The sequence below is a fragment of the endosymbiont of Riftia pachyptila (vent Ph05) genome, assembly GCF_000224455.1.
Taxonomy (GTDB): Bacteria; Pseudomonadota; Gammaproteobacteria; order Chromatiales; family Chromatiaceae; genus Endoriftia; species Endoriftia persephonae.
The window spans coordinates 1-22158 of record NZ_AFOC01000037.1 but is presented as its reverse complement, the minus strand read 5'-3'; the positions used below and the strand labels follow the sequence as shown (position 1 = coordinate 22158).

Below are 22158 nucleotides of genomic sequence, written 5' to 3'. Positions count from 1 at the left end.
GGTTTATGCAAGTCAAAGAGGCGATTAGGCTGTCCTCCTGATGGAAAAATAGTCGATCAGTCTGAACTCAGTGTGATGCCCCTCGCGGAACGAGCTGGCCGTTTTCGCTAGCCTGCTGCCTTCTGCATCATTCAACAGAGGATATCGGATATCCATGGCACCGGATGCCTCCCACCAGCCAGACCACTTCACCCGTTGGCAGTTCGTGGTACTGCTGCTGCTCTGTCTGCTGACCCTGTTCTTCTTCAGCAGATTCAGCGCCTTCCATGGCCTTGGTCCGCAACGCCTGCACAATCCCGATTTCCACAAAGGCCTGAACGGTTGGCAGCTGCAGAGAGGGTCCGGCAGCATTGGCACGCTCGGCCCACAGCTTACGATCAGCTCCAAGCGGGGTGATAGCAATCTCGGCATCAGTCAGTGCTTTTCTGCTGATGCTTTGCCACAGCAGCTCTGGCTTGAAGTGGAGATGCGTGTTGACCGGGTCATTCCGGGCAGGCTCGACTGGCACCATGCGCGCATCGATCTGATCGGCTACGACGCCCAGGGGCGGGGCATCTACGATGGTCATGGCTTTGCTGGTAGCAGTGGCAGCCACGACTGGCGCCAACTGGAGGGGCTGTTTCAGCTGCCGCAGCAGGCAGAGCGAGTCTGTCTGGAGATATATCTCTACCACAGCCGTGGCAGTTTTGAGGTACGTAATCTCTCGCTGCGCGAGGCCGAGGCGAACTGGTTTTATCCACCCTTGCGGGGTGTGTTGCTGCTGGCTTGGGTGGTGATCGGAGTCTGGTTGCTGCATTCGTTGTTGAGCTACCAGCGTGAGGAGGGGCTCGGCTGGTGGATCTGCGGGTTGTTGCTGGTCAGCCTGCTTGGCATCTTGATGCCGCAGGAGATCAAGCTCTGGCTGGAGCTGCAGATCGAAGGGGTTGCCCGTCTGTTTGGTTTGGCGCTGCAGGCCAGCTCAAGCCGTCATCTCAATCACATCAGTCTGCTGCCGGCGCAGTGGAGCATCGCCAAGCTGGGACATCTGCTGAGTTTTTTCCTGATCAGCTCCACCCTGTTTGCGCGTGGGCGGTTTGCCCCTCTCAATCTGTTTGCTGTGCTGTTTCTGCTGGCGGTGGCCAGTGAACTGCTGCAGATGTTTGTGCCGGGGCGCAGCAGCAATCTGGCCGATGTCAGCGTCGATATGATTGGGGTGCTGCTGGGCTGGGCGCTGGTCAGTTCCCTGCGTCGTTTCTCTTTCCGCTGAGTTGTTGCTGCAGGGCCCATTCGAGATGCTCGCGCACCAGCGCTGAGGCGCTATCCATGCGCCCCTTGAGAGCAGCAACGATGGCCTCTTGCCTGGGAGCATTGCCGAGGGCGATGGCGAGGTTGCGCAGAAACGCAGCGTGGCCGATACGGCGGATCGCGGAACCCTCGGTAAGCTTCAGGAACCGCTCTTCATCCCAGCTGAACAGATCAAGCAGGATACGGCTGTCGAGGCGTTGGCGCGGCTGGAAATCGGGCTCTGTGCTGAGCTTAGCGAAGCGGTTCCAGGGGCAGGTTAGCTGGCAGTCGTCGCAGCCGTAGATGCGGTTGCCAATAGCGTGACGGAACTCCACTGGGATCGGCCCTTTCAGCTCGATGGTGAGATAGGAGATGCAGCGGCGGGCGTCGACCCGGTAGGGAGCGACGATGGCACGGGTCGGGCAGATATCGAGGCAGGCCCGGCAGGAGCCGCAGTGGTTTTTCACCGGCTGGTCGGGGGGCAGCGGCAGGTCAGTATAGAGCTCGCCGAGAAAGAACCAGGAGCCGGCTCGGCGGTTGATCAGGTTGCTGTGTTTGCCGACCCAGCCGAGCCCGGCCTTCTCCGCCAGGGGCTTCTCCAGCACCGGTGCGGAGTCGACAAACACCCGGTGGCCGAACGGGCCGATCTGCTCGCCGATGCGTTTGGCCAGCTGCTGTAGCCGTTTGCGCATCAGCTTGTGGTAGTCCCGTCCCAGGGCGTAGCGGGAGATGAAGGCGGTCGCGGGATCAGCCAGACGCTGCCGGCTCTGTGTCATCGGCTCTGGCAGATAGTTCATGCGCACGCAGATCACGCTGCGGGTGCCTGGCTCCAACAGTTGCGGACGACTGCGCTTGAGCCCATGGCGCGCCATGTAGCCCATCTCGCCGTGAAAGCCTGCGTTGAGCCACCGCTGCAGATGCGTCTCGGCGCTCTCCAGGTTGCAATCGCTGATGCCAAGCTGCTGAAAACCCAGCTCCCGGCTCCACTGCCTGATCTGTTGGACCAGTTCAGCCTGCGTTTGGTCGAGATAGCATCTGTTTCATTCGTGCAACTATACCACTGGATTCTAATATAGACTTCGCGGTATGGTGCGCGACTATTTTTCGAGGGGTGTCGATGCGGGTCATGCCATATAAAGAGAGTTGCCAAACGCGCTCTATCGCGCTGAACAGGTGCGGGAGTTCGATCGGATTGCGATCGAGGAGTATGGCATCTCCGGCAGCGAACTGATGGAGCGGGCCGGCAGCCGGGCGTTTCAGCTGATTCGTGAGCTGTGGCCTGAGGTGGCGGATCTAAGCGTGGTCTGCGGCGCTGGTAACAACGGCGGCGATGGTTATGTGGTGGCGAGGCTGGCACGACAGGCCGGCCTTGCCTGCCGGGTCTTCTGGCTGGTTGATCCGGCACGGCTGCAGGGGGATGCACGGCGCATGGCCGATGCCTGGCACGCCTGCGGTGGCGAGAGCGAGCCGTTGCAGCAGTTGCCGCGGCAGACCGATCTGATCGTCGATGCGCTGCTCGGCACTGGGTTGGTGCGGCCGATCAGCGGTGAGTGGGCCGTGGCGGTGAGGCAGATCAATGCCCATCCGGCACCGGTGCTGGCGATCGATATCCCCTCCGGCTTGGATTCAGATACAGGGTGTATGCGCGGTACGGCGGTGCAGGCCGATGCCACGCTCAGCTTCATCGGGCTGAAGCAGGGGATGTTCACGGCTGACGGGCCGGGTGTCTGCGGCAAGATTCGCTTCGATGCGCTGGAGCTACCGGCGCAGATCTATGCGCGTCAGATCCTGGCGGCGCGGCGGCTCGACTATTCCAAGATCGTCCAGCATCTGACGCCGCGGCCGCGCACTGCTCACAAGGGTGATTTCGGGCGGCTGCTGGTGATCGGCGGCGACCAGGGTTACTCCGGAGCGGCGCGCATGGCCGCCGAGGCAGCGGCCCGTGGCGGCGCCGGCCTGGTGGCGGTGGCGACCCATCCGGCCCATGCGGCGACGCTGAATATTGGTCGACCCGAACTGATGTGTCACGGGGTGGCCGAACCTGACGAGCTCGAAGCGCTGCTCGAGTGGGCCGATCAGTTGGTACTTGGGCCGGGGCTGGGCCAGGGCGAGTGGGGGCGGGCGATGTTCGCTGCCGCCTGTAGCGCCGGGCTGCCGATGGTGGCCGATGCAGATGCCCTGAACCTGCTGGCAGCGCAGCCGGAGAGACGTGCCAACTGGGTGTTGACGCCCCATCCCGGTGAGGCCGCCCGCCTGCTTGGCTCGGATGTCGGTTCGGTCCAGCGGGATCGTTTTCAGGCATTGCAGGATTTGTCGCTGCGCTATGGTGGTGTTGTCATACTGAAAGGTCCGGGCAGCCTGATAGGAGATGATTCCTCCAGAAGACCGGGACTTTGCAGCGCCGGCAATCCGGGTCTGGCCAGCGGTGGCAGCGGCGATATCCTCAGCGGTCTGCTCGGGGCGCTGTTGGCGCAGGGGCTGGCGGCTCAAGATGCGGCGGAGACGGCCGTCTGTGTGCATGCGGCAGCGGCAGACCGAGCGGCAGAGGCGGGTGAGAGGGGCATGTTGGCTAGCGATCTGTTGCCGCATATCCGTCGGTTGTTGAACCCGGAGAGCGCCGATGTTGGAGCTTGAACTCACCAGCGAGCAGCAGCAGATGGCCTTTGGGGCGCAGCTTGCGGCGGTCTGCGAAGCCCCTTGCGTGATCTATCTAGAAGGTGATCTGGGTAGCGGAAAGACCACCCTGACGCGTGGTTTTATACGTGCCATGGGCCACCATGGGGCAGTGAAGAGCCCAACCTACACCCTGCTGGAACCCTATCCGCTGGGGCAGGTTGTCTGCTACCACCTGGATCTCTACCGGCTCGCGGCGGCGGATGAGTTGGAGTATCTGGGGCTGCGGGATCTGCTGGACGAGCGGGCAGTGATGCTAGTCGAGTGGCCGGAAAAGGGGCTGGGTGTGCTGCCGCCAGCAGATCTGCTGATCGAACTCAGCTATTGCGATGCAGGCAGGCGGATCCGTCTACAGGGAAAAAGCGCCAAGGGTCGGATGCTTATCCAAAGGTTTAATGGAGTTGACTGAGGCTCGAGTATTAATGAAAGAAGTTGCTCTATCCATTGGATAAGATTGGAAAAAACGAGACCGCGTGCTATTTTTTGATTAAATGTCGTGAAGCAGGACTGCTGGGGATGAATAAATCCGTATTACTGTTCATAGCCATGCTCGTATGGAGCCTGTCGCTACATGCCGGACAGAGCGTGATCAAGAGTCTGCGCATCTGGTCGGCCCCCGATCATGTGCGTCTGGTGTTTGATACCGATTCGGTGCTGCAACACAATCTGTTTACTCTGGACAAACCACATCGTCTGGTGCTCGATCTCAAGAGCGCCAAACTGGGCGTCAAATTGCCCACCCCTGAAAACGATAGCTTTATCACGGGGCTGCGCTCCGCAACCAGGGGCAAGCAGGATGTTCGGGTGGTGCTCGATCTGAAGGGGGCGGTGAAACCCAAGAGTTTCCTGCTCAAGCCAAATCGCCAGTATGGCCACCGGCTGGTGGTTGACCTCTATGAGAAAGGCAAGTCGGCGGCGAAGCGCTCGATCCCGGTCAAGGCTCTTGCGAATGCTGGGGAACGGGATGTGGTAATCGCTGTGGATGCCGGACATGGTGGTGAGGATCCGGGTGCGCGAGGCAAACACGGCACCTATGAAAAAGATGTGGTGTTGGCGATTGCCCGCAAGCTGGTCAAGCAGATTAATCGGCGGAAAGGGATGCGCGGCGTACTGGTACGCAACGGAGACTACTATCTCGGTTTGCGCAAACGCATGAAGATTGCGCGTCACCATCGGGCGGACCTGTTTATATCGATCCACGCCGACTCGTTCCGTGATTCCAAAGTTACCGGGGCGTCAGTCTATACCCTCTCGCGCAAAGGGGCGTCCAGTGAAGCGGCGCGCTGGCTGGCGGAAAAAGAGAATAGTGCCGACCTGATTGGTGGCGTATCATTGGATGACCGCGATGATACGCTCGCTTCGGTGCTTTTGGATCTCTCCCAGATCGGCACACTGCAGGCCAGTTCAGAGGCAGCCGATCGTGTACTGAAAAACCTTAAGCACCTTGGCAAAGTGCATAAACGTAAGGTGCAACAGGCTGGTTTTGTGGTGCTTAAGTCACCCGATATTCCGTCGATTCTGGTGGAGACAGCGTTTATCTCCAGTCCGAAGGAGGAGGGTCGTCTGAAAGATGCCGCTCACCAGAACAGGCTGGCCAAGGCTTTGGCGTCGGGTATCGACAATTACTTCCGTTTTCAGCCCCCGCCCGGCACCTGGCTGGCGGCGCATCACAATCGTGAGCCGACCCGGCATATCATCGGTCGTGGTGACACTCTGACCAAGATCGCCCGCCGATATCAGGTCAGCCTGAGCCGGCTGCGCAACTATAATGCGATCGAGGGTGACCGCATCCAGATCGGTCAGGTGCTTGAGATCCCCGGCAGCTAAACTGCTTTTTTAGATTACCAGGACGGCTCCCCGTGGCAGAATGGCGGATTATCGATCCGAGTTCTGTCCAGGGAGCTGTTTGCTGTCATCCATCATGTCGATACATACCCTTCCGACCCAACTGATCAACCAGATCGCCGCCGGTGAGGTGGTAGAGCGACCCGCTTCGGTGGCCAAGGAGTTGATCGAAAACAGCCTGGATGCCGGCGCCACCCGTATCGAGATTGAGGTTGAACAGGGGGGGATCAAGCGGATTCAGGTGCGGGACAATGGTGTCGGCATCCATAAGGATGAGCTGACTTTGGCGCTGTCACGCCATGCCACCAGCAAGATCGCCAGCCTGGATGATCTCGAACAGATCCACAGCATGGGGTTTCGCGGTGAGGCCCTGCCCAGCATTAGTTCGGTCTCCCGGCTGAAGCTGGCCTCGCTGGCCAGCGGTGCGGCGCATGGCTGGGAGGTGAGCGGGGATGGCGGCGACAATCTGCAGGCGCCGGTGCCGGCAGCGTTGCCCCAGGGAACCCGGGTCGAGGTGGTTGACCTGTTTTTCAATACGCCGGCCCGGCGCAAGTTCCTGCGCACCGAAAAGACCGAGTTTGGTCATATTGAGACCCTGGTCAGGCGGCTGGCGCTGGCCCGTTTCGATGTCGCCTTCCATCTGCAACACAATCGCCGCCAGTTGCTGAGCCTGCCTGCCTGCCAGGATCGTCGTGATCAGGAGCGGCGTATCAGTGATGTGATGGGGGGCGAGTTCCTGAAGAATGCCTTGCATATCGAACATGAGGTGCTGTCGCTGCGCCTCTCCGGCTGGGTGGCCCGGCCGAGCTTCTCCCGCAGCCAGGCTGACATGCAGTTTTTCTACGTCAATAACCGCATGGTGAGAGACAAGCTGGTGACTCATGCAATCCGCCAAGCGTTTCAGGATGTGCTCTACCACGGTCGCCATCCGGCCTATGTGCTGTTCCTCGAGATCGATCCGAGCAAGGTCGACGTCAATGTACATCCGACTAAGCATGAGGTGCGGTTTCGTGAGGGTCGCCTGGTGCACGACTTTCTGTTTCGCGGTCTGCACCATGCCTTGTCAGAGACCCGTCCCGGTGGCGGCCAGCCATCCCCGGAGGAGATGCAGACACCACTCCCGGAGGCGCCCCGCGAGCCGGCTTTGGAACAGCAGCGACTGACGATGGATACGCCGTCGGCAGCAGCTGCCTCCACCGCCTGGCGGGTGCAGGAACGTCCCAGCTCTTATCAGGCTAGCTTTCGCGCCCAGCAACCGGCGCAGAGTCCCGGGCCGGCAGCCGGCGAGAATGATGCATCGCAGCCGCTCGGTTATGCCCTGGCCCAGGTGGGCGGCGTCTACATTCTTGCAGAGAACCAGCAGGGGCTGGTGTTGGTCGACATGCATGCCGCCCATGAGCGGATCACCTACGAGCGCTTCAAACGCAGCTATGCGGGGCAGGGTGTGACCGGCCAGCCGCTGTTGGTGCCGATCTCGCTCAACCTGAGCAGTCGTGAGGTCGATTTGGCCGAGGCCCACAGCGAGCTGCTACGCGAGGTGGGTATCGAACTTAGCCGGCTAGGCAAAGAGTCGCTGGCGGTGCGGGGCATTCCGGCCCTGCTGCAGGGCGCAGATGCGGAGCAGCTGGTGCGGGATGTGATCACCGACCTGGTGGAGTTCGGTGAGAGCCGGCGGGTGCAGGAGGAGATCGACAAGATGTTGGCGACCATGGCATGTCATGGTTCGGTGCGGGCCAATCGCCGCCTGAACCGGGAGGAGATGAACAGTCTGTTGCGGGATATGGAGCGAACCGAGCGGGCCGACCAGTGTAACCACGGTCGGCCGACCTGGGTGCAGCTGTCGATGAGTGAGCTCGACAAGCTCTTCATGCGGGGCCAATAGTGATGGATCAAGTGCTGCCGCCGGCGATCTTCCTGATGGGGCCAACTGCTTCGGGCAAGACCGAGCTGGCGGTGGAGCTGGTACAGCGGTTGCCGCTGGAGATCATCAGTGTCGACTCGGCGCTGGTCTACCGGGGCATGGATATAGGCACTGCCAAGCCTGATGCCGAGTTGCTGCAGCGGGCGCCGCATCGTCTGATCGATATTGTCGATCCGGTTGAGGTCTACTCCGCCGCCGCATTCCGCCAGGACGCGCTGCAAGCGATGGCCGAGATCACCGAGGCGGGCAATATCCCGCTGCTGGTGGGGGGCAGCATGCTCTATTTTCGTGCGCTCGAGCATGGCCTGGCAGAGCTACCTGCCGCCGACCCTGTGCTGCGTGCCCGACTGGATGCAGAGATGCGCGTCCTGGGTATCCAAAAACTGCATCAACGTCTGCAGCAGCTGGATGCGGTGAGTGCAGCGAAGATCCACCCCAATGATCCGCAACGTGTGCTGCGTGCCCTGGAGGTGATCTCGATCACCGGTAGGCCGCTGAGTGAACTGCAGGCGGAGCGGCAGGCAGAGCCACTGCCTTTCCGTCTGCTGAAACTGGTCAGGGCGCCGCGTGAGCGGGCACAGCTGCATCAGCGTATCGCGCTGCGCTTTCAGCGCATGCTGGAGGCGGGCTTTGAACAGGAGGTGGCCGGCCTAATCGGACGCGGGGATCTGAGCCCGGAACTTCCGTCGATGCGCTCTGTCGGATATCGCCAGATGATCAAATATCTCCAGGGTGAGTGCAGCCGGGAGGAGATGATCGAACGGGGCATCATCGCCACCCGGCAACTGGCCAAACGCCAGTTTACCTGGCTGCGGGCCGACAAAGAGCTTATATGGCTCGATGAAGAGGTGCCTGATCTGCTGGGGCAGGCTCGGGAACTGATCGTGAATTTCATCGATCACGGAGCTAACTGAGCCGATTACCTCGCTATTATTCCGGAGACAATTTGCCGACTGCCGTTGGTCTCTGTGCTACAATTCCGACAGTACTGGGGGGTGATTTCAATGAATTCACTCAAAATCGAGCGTCCCGGTTAAGTGAACAAAGACAATAAGGAGTACTTCAATGTCTAAAGGGCAGAGCTTACAAGACCCTTTTTTGAACGCGTTGCGAAAGGAGCGGATTCCGGTTTCGATCTTCCTCGTGAATGGAATCAAGCTTCAGGGGCAGATTGAATCTTTTGACCAGTTTGTTGTGTTGTTGAAAAACAGCGTAAGCCAGATGGTTTACAAACATGCAATCTCCACTGTGGTGCCGGCGCGCAATGTTCGCCTGCCACACAACGATACATCGGCGGATAGTGCTCCGGATTCTTCCGGCGGTAACTTCTGAGCCGATCATTCATAGCTTGCGCGCCATTGGGTCGGGACATGTCTGTTCTGGCTTGGGCGCGAATTTCTTTATTCCCTCCCCCAACTCTTGCCAATCCTTAAATGTTTGAACGACCCAAATCGGGTGAACGGGCGATCCTGGTACATCTCGACCTAGGGCGTGTCAGCGACCCGGAAGAGATCGAGGAATTTTCCGATCTCGCTCTCTCCGCTGGTGCACAGCCGGTTGCGATGGTGGGGGGCAGCCGCTCCCATCCCGACCCACGGCTGTTTGTCGGACGTGGTAAGAGCGAGGAAATTCGCCAGCAGGTGGAGGCGGAAGCGGCTGAACTGGTGATCTTCGATCATACTCTGTCGCCGAGTCAGGAGCGCAATCTGGAGCGCGAGTTCAAATGCCGGGTGATCGACCGCACCGGACTGATCCTCGATATCTTCGCCCAGCGCGCCCGCTCCTTCGAGGGCAAACTCCAAGTCGAACTGGCGCAGCTGCGCCATCTCTCCACCCGCCTGGTGCGGGGCTGGACACACTTGGAGCGACAGAAGGGCGGTATCGGCCTGCGCGGACCAGGCGAGACTCAACTCGAGACTGACCGCCGCCTGCTGAATCAGCGCATCGAACAGATCCGCAAACGGCTGGCGAAGGTCGAGATGCAGCGCGAGCAGGGGCGACGCAGCCGGGCCAAGGCGGATGTGCCGACGGTCTCCCTAGTCGGCTATACTAACGCAGGCAAATCGACCCTCTTCAACACCCTGGTGGGCTCCGGGGTCTACGTGGCAGACCAACTCTTTGCCACCCTTGATCCAACCCTGCGCCGGCTGCAGCTGAAAGGCGAAGGTGCGGTGGTACTGGCCGATACCGTGGGATTTATCAGCAAACTCCCCCACGATCTGGTGGCAGCCTTTAAGTCGACTCTGCAGGAGACCACAGAGGCCTCCCTGCTGCTGCACGTGATCGATGTCGCCAGTCATCAGCGCGAACACTGCATCGCTGAAGTGAACGATGTGTTGCAACAGATCGGTGCCCATGAGATCGATCAGATCGAGATCTACAACAAGATCGACCTGCAGGAAGGGGCCGCGTCGCGGCTCGAACGTGATGAGAATGGACGGATTCGCCGTGTCTGGCTCTCGGCAAGGAGCGGTGAGGGGATCGGATTGCTGCGGCAGGCACTGACTGAATTTTTTCGTAGAAACCATGTGCAAAAAGGGGTGCGCCTGCAGGCCGGAGATGGGAGACTGCGTTCACTGCTCTACAATCGTAGTGACGTGCTGGCCGACACTGGCTGCGATGATGGTGGCTGGGAGATGCAGGTCGACATGGCGGAGCTTGAGTTTGAACGGCTGCTAAAAGAGGTGCCTGAACTAAAGGGGCGCCTGATAGGCTGAAGATATTCCGTTCCCCTCCATCTAAGGGGCTGTTAGAATGCCAGCCCTTATTATTTACAGGCGGAGAGCCGGTGGCGTGAGGCCTTTGGCTCTCCAGTATGAGGTCAGGCTCTGGCTGATCATCCGGAATCGTGGCGGATGGCGTGCGAGTTTTGATACAAACAATTCTGGGTTGCGCCCGGATTTCAGCGTGTTGGGAGTGATAGATGGCCTGGAATGAACCGGGTGGCGGTAATCAAGACCCCTGGGGTGGCAAAGGCGGCGGTGACCAGGGTCCCCCCGACCTGGACGAGGTAGTGAAGAAGCTGCAGGCGAAGTTTGGCGGGATCTTTGGGGGCGGTAAATCCTCAGGTTCCGACCGCGCTGGCGGCGGCGCCAGCGGTGGGCCTGGTGCTGTCGGCGTCGGGCTGATCGCGCTGGTTGCCCTGTTGGTCTGGATCGGTTCCGGCATCTACATTATCGAGCCAGCTGAGCGCGGCGTGGTGTTGCGCTTCGGCGCCTATGCTGATACCACCCAGCCAGGCCCTCACTGGCATCTTCCGTTTCCCATCGAAAATGTCTACAAGGTCAATGTTGATCAGATCTCCTCGTTTCCCCACAAGGCACAGATGCTTACCCGGGATGAGAATATCGTCGATGTGCAGCTGACGGTGCAGTCTCGCATCCAGGATGCTGGGGACTATCTGTTCCAGGATCAGAATCCGGAGAAGACCCTGCGAGATGCGGTTGAGACCGCGGTGCGTGAGATTATCGGTAAAAGTAACCTCGACTTCATTCTCACCGAGGGCCGTAGTGCGATTTCCGACCGTATCAAGAGTGCCGCGCAAGATATGGTCAACAATTATAAGACCGGCCTCGAGATCACCAGTGTCAACATTGAGGCTGCGAAGCCGCCGGAGCAGGTCAAAGCGGCCTTCGATGACGCCATCAAGGCGCGTGAGGACAAGGAGCGTCAAGAGAACCAGGCCGAAGCCTATGCCAACGAGGTGGTGCCGAGGGCGCGTGGTGCGGCAGCCCGTCAGCTGTCGGATGCCCAGGCTTATCGCGAGCGGGTGATTGCCGAGGCGATCGGTGAAAGCAGCCGTTTCCTGGCCGTGCTTGGGGAGTATAAAAAGGCCCCGCAGGTCACCCGTGAACGTCTCTATATCGATGCGGTGGAGCAGATGTTGTCACAGACCAGCAAGGTGATGCTCGACAGTGAAGGGAGTAACAGCCTGATGTATCTGCCGCTCGACAAGATCATCCAGAGTGCTGGCGACGGGGCTGCTGCACCTCAGTACAAGCCTTACAAACCTGCCGCCACACAGGCGCCGCCGGCTAGGCGGGATGTCCGCGAAAACAGCCGTGGCAGGAGGGTCCGCTAGTGAAGAACATCAAGATACTGCTGCCCGCCGCCGCCGGCTTGGCGGTCCTGATCTACGCCTTTACGTTCACTGTCAACCAGTGGGAGATGGCGCTCAAGCTGCGCCTGGGTGAGATCATCGACAGTGATTACGAGCCCGGCCTGCACTGGCGGGTGCCGATTCTCAACGACGTGAAGAAGTACGATGGACGCATCCAGACCCTGGATGCGCGCCCCGAGCGCTTCCTCACCCTTGAGAAAAAGGACGTGATCGTCGACTCTTACGCCAAGTGGCGTATCGCCAACGTGGCACAATTCTATCGCTCCACCGGCGGTAGTGATGCCAAGACCTCGCGGTTACTGGCGGCGCGGATCAATACCAGTCTGCGCAATGAGTTTGGTAAACGCACCATCCAAGAGGTCATCTCCGGTGATCGCACCGAGATCATGTCCCTGCTGACCAAAGATGCCGACGCCAAGGCATCAGAATTGGGTGTCGAGGTAATCGATGTGCGGGTCAAGCAGATTGATCTACCGCCGGAGGTTTCCGAATCGGTTTACGGCCGTATGAGTGCCGAGCGTGAGCGGGTGGCGCGGGACCTGCGTGCCAAAGGCGCTGAGGCGGCGGAGCGGATCCGCGCCGACGCCGATCGCCAGCAAGTAGTCATTCAGGCCGACGCCTATAGAGAGTCGGAGAAGCTGCGAGGCGAGGGCGATGCCAAGGCGGCGCGGATCTACGCCAATGCCTATCAGGCAGACGCTGAGTTCTATGCCTTCTATCGCAGCCTCAACGCCTATCGCAACAGCTTTAATAGCCGTGCTGATGTGATGGTGTTGCAACCTGACTCCGACTTCTTCCGCTATCTGAAGAGTCAAAAGGGGAAATAGACAAGCGTCGGACGCTTTGGGAAAATATGCAGCGGCCCGCCATCTGGCGGGCCTAACACAGGCCGGGAGTACCCGGTTTTTTTATGGGGCCACTGAATCAATCGGCATGAGCTGAATTGTGGAGCCGGATCATCCGCTGCAAGGTGGAAATCGCAGGTAATGGCCGCGCTATTGCCAGGATTTTGCCCCTAGGAAATGCCCTTTGGGTACAACGCAGCAGTGGTTGGTTTGGGAACAAGGCAGCCGCGCGCGATCTGTTCAAAGGTTCCTCGATAAAAGGTGCGACTGTGGATTATTTGTGGCCGGCACTCGCGTTGCTGCTGGTGCTTGAAGGGCTCTGGCCCTCCCTCGCTCCCGCAAGCATGCGCCGGATGTTGTTAAGTATTGCGCAGATGGATGACCGCTCGCTGCGCATCAGCGGCCTGATCAGTATATTCAGTGGTCTGGCCCTCTCTTTCTTCGTGATATGAGCGATCCAATGCAAAACGAAAGCTGGATACTGCCTGACGGCATCGAAGAGGTGCTTCCGCCGGAAGCGGCGCTGGTTGAACGGCGGCGCAGGCAACTGCTGGACCTGTTTGCCAGCTGGGGTTACGACTACGTGATCCCGCCGTTTGTGGAGTTTCTCGACGCCCTGCTCACCGGAACCGGCAGTGACCTCGATCTGCAGACCTTTAAGCTGACCGATCAGCTGAGCGGTCGCACTCTGGGTATCCGTGCCGACATCACCCCCCAGGCGGCGCGCATGGATGCCCACAACATCGGTCGCGATGAACCGACCCGCCTCTGCTATCTCGGCAGCGTGCTGCATACCCGCTCCGACGGTTTTGCCGGCAGCCGCAGTCCGCTGCAGATCGGCGCCGAACTCTATGGCCACGCCGGGGTGGAGAGCGACGTCGAGATTCTGCGTCTGATGATGCAGACCCTCGAGCTGACCGGCCTCGAAGAGGTCTATCTCGACCTGGGGCATGTGGGGATCTACCGTGGATTGGCGCAACAGGCTGGGCTGAGCGAGAGCCAGGAGCGGGCACTGTTTGACGCTCTGCAGCGCAAGGCGCTGCCCGAGGTGGCGGAATTGCTGGCTGATTTCCAGGTGGATGCAGAAGTCGCTGCGATGCTCGCGGCGCTCGGCGAACTGAATGGCGATGTTACCCTCCTGAGTCGCGCCCGGCACCTGCTCAAAGCTGCCGACCAGTCGGTGCAGCAGGCGCTCGACTATCTACAGCGCATGGCCGATCAGATCGCCATCTGGCTGCCGCAACTGCCGATCCATTTCGACTTAGCGGAACTGCGCGGCTACCACTTCCACACTGGGGTGGTATTCGCCGCCTTCGTGCCTGGTAGTGGCAGGGAGATAGCTCGCGGCGGTCGCTACGACCGATCGGCAAGGTGTTTGGTCGAGCGCGCCCGGCCACCGGCTTCTCCACCGACCTGAAGACCCTGATCCGCCTGGGCAACTCTGCAGATGTGCCACAGCCAGAGGCGATCTTCGCCCCCTGGTCTGATGATCCGGCGCTGGCGGCCGAGGTAGAGCGGTTGCGTGTCGCAGGGCAGCGGGTGATCAGCGGTCTGCCGGGACAACAGGGTGGTGCGCAAGAGATGGGTTGCATCCAAGAGTTGCGGCTCAGTGACGGTCAGTGGCGGCTGGTTAGACTCTAGGCTGGTCCCGCGCAGGGTTAGCGCCAGCTTTCCAAATTTTAACAAAAACGGGTATAAAAGCCCCTCAATCGATCCAATGAGAACTGAGAGCATGGGAAAGAACGTCGTAGTTATCGGTACCCAGTGGGGTGATGAAGGCAAAGGCAAGGTTGTCGACCTACTGACCGACAAGGCATCCGCCGTAGTTCGTTTTCAGGGCGGTCACAATGCGGGCCACACCCTGGTGATCGATGGCGAGCAGACTGTGCTGCACCTGATTCCTTCCGGTGTGCTGCGCGAGGGTGTGCGTTGCCTGATCGGCAACGGTGTGGTGCTCTCACCTGTGGCGCTGCTGGAAGAGCTGGAGATGCTGGAGAAAGCTGGCGTGCCAGCCCGTGAGCGCATGGGTATCTCCGAGTCCTGCCCGCTGATCCTGCCCTACCATATCGCCCTCGACGGTGCCCGTGAAAAGGCCCGCGGCAAGAAGGCGATCGGCACCACCGGGCGTGGTATCGGCCCGGCCTATGAGGACAAGGTCTCACGCCGCGGTATCCGCCTGGGTGAGATCTTCGACGAGGCGCACATCACCAGCCGCCTGAAAGAGGTGATGGACTACCATAACTTTGCGCTGAAGAATCTCTTCAACTTCGACACCGTGGACTATCAGCAGGTGCTGGATCAGCTGCTGGCCCAGTCCGAGCAGCTCAAGCCGCTGGTTGAAGATGTCACCGGTACCCTGCATCAGCTGCGCCGCGCGGGCAAGAGCGTGATGTTCGAGGGCGCGCAGGGTGCGCTGCTCGACATCGATCACGGTACCTACCCCTATGTGACCTCCTCCAACACCACCGCCGGCGGCGCTGCTTCCGGTAGCGGTGTCGGGCCACGCTACCTCGATTATGTGCTGGGCATCGTCAAGGCGTACACCACCCGAGTCGGCGCCGGGCCTTTCCCCACCGAGCTGTTCGATGAGGATGGCGAGCACCTGGGGGTCAAGGGCCACGAGTTTGGCGCCACCACCGGCCGCAAGCGCCGTTGTGGCTGGCTCGATGTGGTGGCGCTGAATCGCTCTCTCGATATCAACAGCGTCAGCGGTATCTGTATCACCAAGCTCGACGTGCTCGACGGCATGGAGCGGGTGAAGATCTGTGTTGCCTACAAGCTCGATGGCAAGGAAGTGACTACCCCGCCGGTGGGCGCCGACCGCTTCGAGCAGTGCGAGCCGGTCTTCATCGAGATGCCCGGTTGGCAGGAGTCCACGGTTGGTGCCGTCAGCTACGACGCGCTGCCACAGGCGGCTCGCAACTATTTGGCGAAGGTCGAGGAGCTGACCGAGACCCCCATCGACATCATCTCCACCGGACCGGATCGCAACCAGACCATCATCCGTCGTAACCCCTACGAGGTCTGAGTGAGACAGCCTGCCACGGCAGCTTCGGTTGCCGTGGCGATTGGCTAGACCGCAGCTCGGTTTGTCTTACCTCCCCTCTGACAGCCATGTCCCCGCGCCTGCAGCGACTGCCCTACCATCGCGACAGCGCCAAGCTGTTCGCCGAAGTGCGGCATCTGCCCTGGGCGGTGTTTCTCGATAGCGGCCGGCCCATGAGCCAGCAGGGGCGCTACGATATCATCGCGGCAGACCCTTGCCTCACTCTAACCACACGGGGTGGGCAGACTCGGATCAAGGAACGTGACTCGACCCAGACCTCCAACGCTAATCCCCTCGAACTGCTGCGTGAGCAGCTCAACTCCTCTGCCAGCTCGGCCATCGACGGGCTGCCCTTCTGCGGCGGCGCCATTGGCTATTTTGGTTACGATCTGGTGCGACGCTTTGAATCCCTGCCGTCTCTCGCTGAGGATGCGGAGGGGCTGCCGGAGATGCAGATCGGCCTCTACGACTGGGCGCTGGTGGTGGATCATCATGCTGAGTCGAGCTGGCTGCTGGGGCAGGGGCGGGACACGCGGACAGAACAGCGCTGGGATGAACTGGTGGCGTTGTTTTCCAACCCGAAGCCCGCAGAGGCAGGCGGCTTTCAGCTCACCGGCCCACTCAGTTCGAACCTGACTCGGGCGGAGTATCAGCAGCGTTTCGAGCGTATCCAGCGCTACATCCATAATGGCGACTGCTATCAGGTCAATTTTGCGCAGCGTTTCGAGGCGCTAGCCGAGGGCGATCCCTGGGCGCTCTACCTCAGGTTGAGACGCACCAACCCGGCCCCATTCGGCGCCTACCTACAGCTGCCCGACTCGACTCTACTGAGTTCCTCACCGGAGCGCTTCTTACGGCTGCGTAGGGATCGGGTCGAGAGCGCACCGATCAAGGGCACCAGCCCGCGCTTTGCCGACCCTGAGGCGGACCGCCGATCCAGACGGCTGCTGCAGCAGAGTGAGAAAGATCGGGCTGAGAATCTGATGATCGTTGATCTGCTGCGCAATGATCTGGGGCGGGTCTGCCGGCCCGGCAGTATCCGGGTGGAGCGACTGTTCGAGATCGAATCCTTCGCTCGGGTGCATCACCTGGTCAGCCAGATCGAGGGACGGCTGGCAGCAGGCCGGGATGCGCTGGATCTGCTGCAGGCCTCGTTGCCTGGCGGCTCGATCACTGGTGCACCAAAGCTGCGGGCGATGCAGATCATCGAGGAGCTGGAACCGCACCGCCGTGGTGTCTATTGTGGCGCCATCGGCTACCTGGGGTTCGATGGGGCGATGGATACCAATATTGCGATCCGCACCATGGTCTGGTCCGACCAGCGTATCCGCTTCTGGGCCGGTGGTGGTATCGTCGCCGATTCTGAGGTCGATGCGGAGTATCAGGAAACCCTGTACAAGGTCGCGCCGCAGATCGAGTTGCTGCAGGAGCTGAGCTGAAAGAGAGCTTTGCTGCAGTGACAGGATACAGGGAGAGAGTCGAGATGAAATATTTGGCGAGGTGGATGGTGCTCTGGAGCCTCGTTTCGGGGCCACTGCCAGCCGCTGAGCTGTGGGTGACTCTGGAGAATGTGCGCAGCAGCGAGGGCAAGCTGCTGGTGGCGCTGCACAACAATGCGGAGACATACGCCACAGACAGCGACTTTGCCAGCGACGGGTTTCAGGCCTATGCCTGGCAGGTGGTCGAGCCGCGGTCGCCCGAAACGCGGCTGCACTTCGCCGATATACCGGCCGGGCGCTATGCGGTGTCGGGTTTCCATGATGAAAATGGTGACCGCCGGCTTAACCGTCAGATTTTTCCGCTGACCGGTATGCCCAGCGAGCCCTATGTCATCTCCAACAATGGTGTGCTGATGTTTGGCAAAGTGCGTTTCGAGGATGCCCTGTTCGAGATCAGAGAGCCGCGCACCGAGATCCGTATCTCTGTGGCGCAGCATTTGGAGAGGCTTCGCGACGCACTGCTCAAAGAGCGGGAAGAAAATTCTGTCGAACCGTCACAGATTCACTGAAAAATGTGACTATCCCTGAGGATTTTGTGGCTTTGCCGGCTCTCTCTTGAGCTAAGGTCGGCTTGGCAGGATAATGCCGCGCTTTGTGGCCACTCTGGCCGAACCCTGCATGATAAGGGCAGATAATGAAGATTGGTGTTCCAAGAGAGAGCCTGGCCGGGGAGACCCGGGTGGCAATCACCCCCGATGTGGTGAAAAAACTGACTGGCAAGGGTTTTGAGATCCTGATCGAAGCAGGTGCAGGCGAGTCGGCGCATTTCCCAGATGATGAGTACAGCGCTGTCGGCGGCACGCTGGTCTCCAACGCCGAGGCGTTGGCAGCAGAGATCGTGGTCAAGCTGCGCAAACCCTCCGCGAAGGAAGTGGCGGCGATGGCGGATGGCGCCATCTACATCGGCCTCGTCGAGAGCTGTGGCGAGGATGAGAGCATCAAGGCGATGCAGGCGAAGGGGATTCGGGTGCTGGCGATGGAGCGGATTCCCCGCACCTCCCGCGCCCAGTCGATGGATGCGCTCTCTTCCCAGAGCAATATCGCCGGCTATCGGGCGGTGATCGAGGCGGCCGCCCACTACGGCCGCTTCCTGCCGCTGATGATGACCTCTGCCGGCTCCGCCAAGCCCGCCAAGCTGGTGGTGCTGGGGGCCGGTGTGGCCGGCCTGCAGGCGATCGCCACCGCGCGCCGTCTGGGTGCCGATGTGCATGCCTACGATGTGCGTCCCGAGACCAAAGAGCAGATTGAATCCCTCGGCGCCAAGGCGATCGAGCTGGATATCGGTGAGAGCGGCTCCGGTGAGGGCGGCTACGCCAGGGAGCTCTCTGACGAAGCGAAAGCGAAACAGCAGCAGGCACTCGCGGATGCGCTGGCCAAGGCGCATGTGATCATCTCCACGGCGATGATTCCCTGCCGACCGGCGCCGGTGTTGATTACCGAGGAGGTGGTGAAACGGATGCGCGCCGGCTCGGTGATCGTCGATCTGGCCGCTGCTAGCGGTGGCAACTGTCCGCTGAGCGAGGCGGATCAGGTGGTCAAAAAACATGACGTGATCATCGTCGGCCACACCAACTATCCGGCGATGGTGCCCTCCGATGCCAGCGCCTTCTACGCCGGTAATCTCCGCAATCTGTTGGATATCATGGTGGAGCAGGGCGAGGCGGGGCTGCAGCTGAAGGATCTCGATGAGGACGAGATCACCGAGGCGATGCAGCTCCGGGCCGACGCCTGATTCAGTTTTTACCCGCGCCCGGTGGGCGCAGAACGGGAGCACTCCCAATGCCTGATACACTGGTTTCACTCTATATATTCGTACTCTCCTGCTTCATCGGCTACTACGTGATCTGGGGCGTCACCCCGGCACTGCACACCCCGCTGGTGGCGCTGACCAACGCTATCTCCGGCATCATAATTGTCGGTGCGCTGCTGGTCACCGGCCTGGAGAGCGCCAGCACCAGCGCCGAGATTATCGGCTTCTTCGCGGTGCTGCTGGCATCGATCAACGTCTTCGGCGGCTTTCTGGTGACCAACCGGATGCTGGCGATGTTTAAGAAAAAAGATAAGTGAGGCGCTAGATCATGGAACTCTCTGTGGACATTCAGGCGCTGGCCTATCTGATCTCGGCGGTGCTGTTTATCCTCGCCCTGAAGGGGCTGACCCATCCCGCCTCGGCGCGCCGTGGTAACTTCCTCGGCATGGCCGGCATGGCGATCGCCATCGCGGCCACCCTGATGGGCGGCGAGGTGCAATCCTACGGCTTTATCATCGCCGGTGTGGCGGCGGGCGCGCTAATTGGTGGTGTACTGGCGATGCGGGTGGAGATGACCGCGATGCCGCAGTTGGTGGCGGCACTGCACAGCTTTGTCGGTATGGCAGCGGTGCTGGTGGCGATTGGCACCTATCTCAACAAGGCGGCGGCCGGACAGCTCAACCCGGTGCTGATGGGCGAGCTCTCCGCCGGCATCATCATCGGTGCGATCACCTTCTCTGGCTCGGTGGTAGCGTTTGCCAAGCTGCAGGGGCTGGTGAGCGGTGCGCCGGTAATCTTCAAGGGGCAGCACGCGCTGAATGCGCTGCTGGCGATCCTCACCATCGGTTTGGGTATTCACTTCGGCATGACTGAGAGCATGCTCTCGTTGTTCATCATGACCGCGCTGGCTTTCATTCTCGGTTTCACCCTGATCATCCCGATCGGCGGTGCTGACATGCCGGTGATCATCTCGATGCTTAACAGTTACTCGGGATGGGCGGCGGCGGCCACTGGTTTCACCCTGCACAACAATTTGCTGATCATCGTCGGTGCGCTGGTCGGTTTCTCCGGCGCGATCCTCTCTTTCATCATGTGCCGGGCGATGAACCGTTCCATCTTCAACGTCATCTTCGGCGGTTTCGGTTCGGATGACGCTGGCGGCGACAGCGCGGCGGCCCAGGCGGTGCAGAAGGGCGTGAAATCTGCTTCGGTTGAGGATGCGATCTACTGGATGGAGGATGCCAACCGCGTCATCATCATCCCCGGTTACGGCATGGCGGTGGCCCAGGCGCAGCACGCCCTAAAGGAGATGATGGAGCTGCTGGAGGCGAAAGGCGTGGAGGTGAAATTCGGCATCCACCCAGTGGCGGGGCGCATGCCTGGTCACATGAACGTATTGCTGGCCGAGGCCGACATCCCCTACGAAAACGTGCTGGAGATGGACGAGATCAATCCCGAGTTCCCGACCACCGACGTCTGCCTGGTGGTAGGCGCCAATGATGTGGTCAACCCGGCGGCCAAGACTGACTCTTCCAGCCCGATCTACGGCATGCCGATTCTTGATGCCGAGAAGGCGCGTCAGGTCTACTTCCTCAAGCGCTCGATGCGCCCCGGCTACTCCGGTGTCGACAACCTGCTCTTCTACCAGGACAACACCTCGCTGATCTTCGGCGATGCCAAAGACACCATCGAAGGCATGGTTGCGGCGCTGAAAGGGGGTGGGCACTGACCCCCTACGGTCTGTTGGCAGATGAAAAAGCGGGCTTCGGCCCGCTTTTTTTATTGCTATTATTTGACCTGTCGTTAACAGGGAACGCACCTGAACGGGCGCTGCCACAGCGAACATGGATCGATCACTGAGGAGAGGTCATGATGACTGCCCGCACACCCTTTGCCCATACCCACCCCGACCACCCAGAATCGTTTGAGCAGTGGGAGCGATTGTTGGGGGAGGGAGGCCACCTGGAGGCGGTGGCCCAGCGCGCCGAGGCGTTTGCCGCCCAGGCCTTCTCGGAGGGGGCGGCGTTCTGGCCCGTGCTGGCGGCCTTGATGGGCCGCTGGCACGATCTCGGCAAGTTTTCTGACGATTTCCAGGGCTACCTGCGGGCAAGCGCCACCTCGGGCGGTGACAGCCATACCGGTGAGGTCAGAGGCAAAGTCGATCACACCTCGGCGGGTGCGCAGCACGCCATGACGGTGTTGCCACCCCCCCTCAGCGCACTGCTTGCCTATCCCATCGCTGGCCACCACGCTGGGCTGCTCGATGGCCTTGCCACTGGGGCCTGTCTGAAGGCCCGACTGACCAAGAGCGTTCCTGACTGGCGGCACAGCGCCCCGGATGAACTGCTTGAGGCACCCGCGATTGGACTGCCAAAGATTCTCGGAACCACGCGGGAGGAGCTCGCCTTCAATCTCGCTTTTGCCACCCGGATGCTCTTCTCCTGCCTGGTGGATGCCGACTTCCTTGCCACCGAAGCGTTCATGAACCCGCAGCAGGCGGCGCAGCGTCCCAGCGGTCAAATGGATTTCACGGCACTCGATCGACACCTTGCTGATCACATGCGGCAGCGATTCGGTGATGCCAGCGGGATGGTCGCCGAGGCCCGTGCCGAGGTGCTGGCCGCCTGCATCAAAGCAGCCGAGGGCCAACCCGGACTCTACTCGCTGACGGTGCCCACCGGCGGCGGTAAGACCCTCGCATCCCTCGCCTTCGCGCTACGCCACGCCGCGTGCAACGGACTTGGTCGGGTGATCTACGCCATCCCATTCACCAGCATCATCGAACAGAATGCCGAGACCTTCCGGGAAGTCTTTGAGGCATTCGACGCCGACTTGGATGAACTGATCCTCGAGCACCACTCCAACTTCGATCCCGACAGGGAGACCGTCCGTTCCCGTCTGGCCAGTGAGAACTGGGATGCGCCGCTGGTCGTTACCACCAATGTGCAGCTGTTCGAGTCGCTGTTCGCCAACCGCACCTCCCGTTGCCGCAAGCTCCACCGCATCGCCGGTTCGGTGATCATCCTCGACGAGGTGCAGACCCTGCCGGTGACCCTGCTCGAACCCTGCCTCAAGGCGCTGCGGCTGTTGGTGGAGCAGTACGGCTGCACCGTGGTGCTCTGCACCGCCACCCAGCCAGCCATCGAATACCGGGATGAGTTCAAGATCGGCCTGCCCAAGGCGACGCCGATCATCG

19 protein-coding genes and 1 pseudogene are annotated in these 22158 nt (G+C 60.7%); 19 read left to right on the top strand and 1 reads right to left on the bottom strand.

Translation table 11 applies throughout. The features are described from left to right. Window positions 1–154: 154 nt before the first annotated feature. Complete coding sequence (locus RIFP1SYM_RS07455) at window positions 155–1246, top strand: VanZ family protein (RefSeq protein ID WP_005961359.1); 1092 nt, start codon at window positions 155–157, stop codon at window positions 1244–1246. Here the strand turns inward: RIFP1SYM_RS07455 and queG are convergent. Then, on the bottom strand, window positions 1215–2270 hold the full coding sequence (gene queG, locus RIFP1SYM_RS07450; protein WP_039959991.1) for a tRNA epoxyqueuosine(34) reductase QueG: 1056 nt from the start codon (window positions 2268–2270) through the stop codon (window positions 1215–1217). The genes RIFP1SYM_RS07455 and queG overlap by 32 nt on opposite strands. 136 nt (window positions 2271–2406) lie before the next feature. Here queG and RIFP1SYM_RS07445 point away from each other — a divergent pair, with 136 nt between their 5' ends. From RIFP1SYM_RS07445 to RIFP1SYM_RS07360, 18 genes and pseudogenes are all read left to right on the top strand, one after another. Further along, on the top strand, window positions 2407–3897 hold the full coding sequence (locus RIFP1SYM_RS07445) for a bifunctional ADP-dependent NAD(P)H-hydrate dehydratase/NAD(P)H-hydrate epimerase (protein ID WP_005961357.1): 1491 nt from the start codon (window positions 2407–2409) through the stop codon (window positions 3895–3897). Continuing rightward, on the top strand, window positions 3884–4345 hold the full coding sequence (tsaE, locus tag RIFP1SYM_RS07440; RefSeq protein ID WP_005961356.1) for a tRNA (adenosine(37)-N6)-threonylcarbamoyltransferase complex ATPase subunit type 1 TsaE: 462 nt from the start codon (window positions 3884–3886) through the stop codon (window positions 4343–4345). The genes RIFP1SYM_RS07445 and tsaE overlap by 14 nt, the downstream gene beginning before the upstream one ends. Window positions 4346–4368: 23 nt before the next feature. Continuing rightward, on the top strand, window positions 4369–5763 hold the full coding sequence (locus RIFP1SYM_RS07435; RefSeq protein ID WP_005961355.1) for an N-acetylmuramoyl-L-alanine amidase: 1395 nt from the start codon (window positions 4369–4371) through the stop codon (window positions 5761–5763). 94 nt (window positions 5764–5857) lie between these two features. After that, window positions 5858–7663, top strand: a complete 1806-nt coding sequence (gene mutL, locus RIFP1SYM_RS07430) for a DNA mismatch repair endonuclease MutL (protein WP_039959989.1) — start codon at window positions 5858–5860, stop codon at window positions 7661–7663. A gap of 2 nt (window positions 7664–7665) precedes the next feature. Continuing rightward, window positions 7666–8616: a tRNA (adenosine(37)-N6)-dimethylallyltransferase MiaA gene (miaA, locus tag RIFP1SYM_RS07425; protein WP_006475683.1), complete on the top strand. Its 951-nt coding sequence runs from the start codon at window positions 7666–7668 to the stop codon at window positions 8614–8616. Between the two features lie 151 nt (window positions 8617–8767). Continuing rightward, complete coding sequence (hfq, locus tag RIFP1SYM_RS07420) at window positions 8768–9034, top strand: RNA chaperone Hfq (RefSeq protein ID WP_005961352.1); 267 nt, start codon at window positions 8768–8770, stop codon at window positions 9032–9034. Between the two features lie 101 nt (window positions 9035–9135). Then, window positions 9136–10419 (top strand): ribosome rescue GTPase HflX, encoded by a 1284-nt coding sequence (hflX, locus tag RIFP1SYM_RS07415; RefSeq protein WP_005961351.1) that lies wholly within the window; start codon window positions 9136–9138, stop codon window positions 10417–10419. A gap of 206 nt (window positions 10420–10625) precedes the next feature. Beyond that, a complete protein-coding gene (hflK, locus tag RIFP1SYM_RS07410) occupies window positions 10626–11783 on the top strand; it encodes an FtsH protease activity modulator HflK (protein ID WP_005961350.1) in 1158 nt (385 codons plus the stop codon). Then, a complete protein-coding gene (gene hflC / locus RIFP1SYM_RS07405) occupies window positions 11783–12649 on the top strand; it encodes a protease modulator HflC (protein ID WP_005961349.1) in 867 nt (288 codons plus the stop codon). Before hflK ends, hflC begins: the two co-directional genes overlap by 1 nt. Before the next feature lie 116 nt (window positions 12650–12765). After that, complete coding sequence (locus RIFP1SYM_RS18755; RefSeq protein WP_305790602.1) at window positions 12766–13119, top strand: DUF2065 domain-containing protein; 354 nt, start codon at window positions 12766–12768, stop codon at window positions 13117–13119. Window positions 13120–13127: 8 nt separating this feature from the next. Continuing rightward, window positions 13128–14308: pseudogene (locus tag RIFP1SYM_RS07395) on the top strand (ATP phosphoribosyltransferase regulatory subunit). Between the two features lie 91 nt (window positions 14309–14399). Next, complete coding sequence (locus RIFP1SYM_RS07390) at window positions 14400–15695, top strand: adenylosuccinate synthase (protein ID WP_039959988.1); 1296 nt, start codon at window positions 14400–14402, stop codon at window positions 15693–15695. A gap of 86 nt (window positions 15696–15781) precedes the next feature. Next, a complete protein-coding gene (gene pabB / locus RIFP1SYM_RS07385) occupies window positions 15782–17152 on the top strand; it encodes an aminodeoxychorismate synthase component I (RefSeq protein ID WP_005961344.1) in 1371 nt (456 codons plus the stop codon). Between the two features lie 44 nt (window positions 17153–17196). Continuing rightward, the gene (locus RIFP1SYM_RS07380) at window positions 17197–17721 is read left to right on the top strand and encodes a DUF2141 domain-containing protein (RefSeq protein ID WP_138921928.1); all 525 of its coding nucleotides are present in this window, start codon (window positions 17197–17199) and stop codon (window positions 17719–17721) included. 125 nt (window positions 17722–17846) lie between these two features. Then, window positions 17847–18944, top strand: a complete 1098-nt coding sequence (locus RIFP1SYM_RS07375; RefSeq protein WP_005961342.1) for a Re/Si-specific NAD(P)(+) transhydrogenase subunit alpha — start codon at window positions 17847–17849, stop codon at window positions 18942–18944. Then, a complete protein-coding gene (locus RIFP1SYM_RS07370) occupies window positions 18941–19279 on the top strand; it encodes an NAD(P) transhydrogenase subunit alpha part 2 (RefSeq protein ID WP_370443652.1) in 339 nt (112 codons plus the stop codon). The genes RIFP1SYM_RS07375 and RIFP1SYM_RS07370 overlap by 4 nt, the downstream gene beginning before the upstream one ends. Before the next feature lie 11 nt (window positions 19280–19290). Next, a complete protein-coding gene (locus RIFP1SYM_RS07365; protein ID WP_005961340.1) occupies window positions 19291–20691 on the top strand; it encodes an NAD(P)(+) transhydrogenase (Re/Si-specific) subunit beta in 1401 nt (466 codons plus the stop codon). Window positions 20692–20831: 140 nt separating this feature from the next. Beyond that, on the top strand, window positions 20832–22158 hold a 1327-nt coding region (locus tag RIFP1SYM_RS07360; RefSeq protein ID WP_039959993.1), incomplete at its 3' end, for a CRISPR-associated endonuclease Cas3''.

Coding starts and splice junctions, on each gene's coding strand:
- RIFP1SYM_RS07455 (WP_005961359.1), top strand. CDS start 155: ATGGCACCGGATGCCTCCCACCAGCCAGACCACTTCACCCGTTGGCAG.
- tsaE (WP_005961356.1), top strand. CDS start 3,884: ATGTTGGAGCTTGAACTCACCAGCGAGCAGCAGCAGATGGCCTTTGGG.
- mutL (WP_039959989.1), top strand. CDS start 5,858: ATGTCGATACATACCCTTCCGACCCAACTGATCAACCAGATCGCCGCC.
- miaA (WP_006475683.1), top strand. CDS start 7,666: ATGGATCAAGTGCTGCCGCCGGCGATCTTCCTGATGGGGCCAACTGCT.
- hfq (WP_005961352.1), top strand. CDS start 8,768: ATGTCTAAAGGGCAGAGCTTACAAGACCCTTTTTTGAACGCGTTGCGA.
- hflX (WP_005961351.1), top strand. CDS start 9,136: ATGTTTGAACGACCCAAATCGGGTGAACGGGCGATCCTGGTACATCTC.
- hflK (WP_005961350.1), top strand. CDS start 10,626: ATGGCCTGGAATGAACCGGGTGGCGGTAATCAAGACCCCTGGGGTGGC.
- RIFP1SYM_RS07390 (WP_039959988.1), top strand. CDS start 14,400: ATGGGAAAGAACGTCGTAGTTATCGGTACCCAGTGGGGTGATGAAGGC.
- pabB (WP_005961344.1), top strand. CDS start 15,782: ATGTCCCCGCGCCTGCAGCGACTGCCCTACCATCGCGACAGCGCCAAG.
- RIFP1SYM_RS07380 (WP_138921928.1), top strand. CDS start 17,197: ATGAAATATTTGGCGAGGTGGATGGTGCTCTGGAGCCTCGTTTCGGGG.
- RIFP1SYM_RS07375 (WP_005961342.1), top strand. CDS start 17,847: ATGAAGATTGGTGTTCCAAGAGAGAGCCTGGCCGGGGAGACCCGGGTG.
- RIFP1SYM_RS07365 (WP_005961340.1), top strand. CDS start 19,291: ATGGAACTCTCTGTGGACATTCAGGCGCTGGCCTATCTGATCTCGGCG.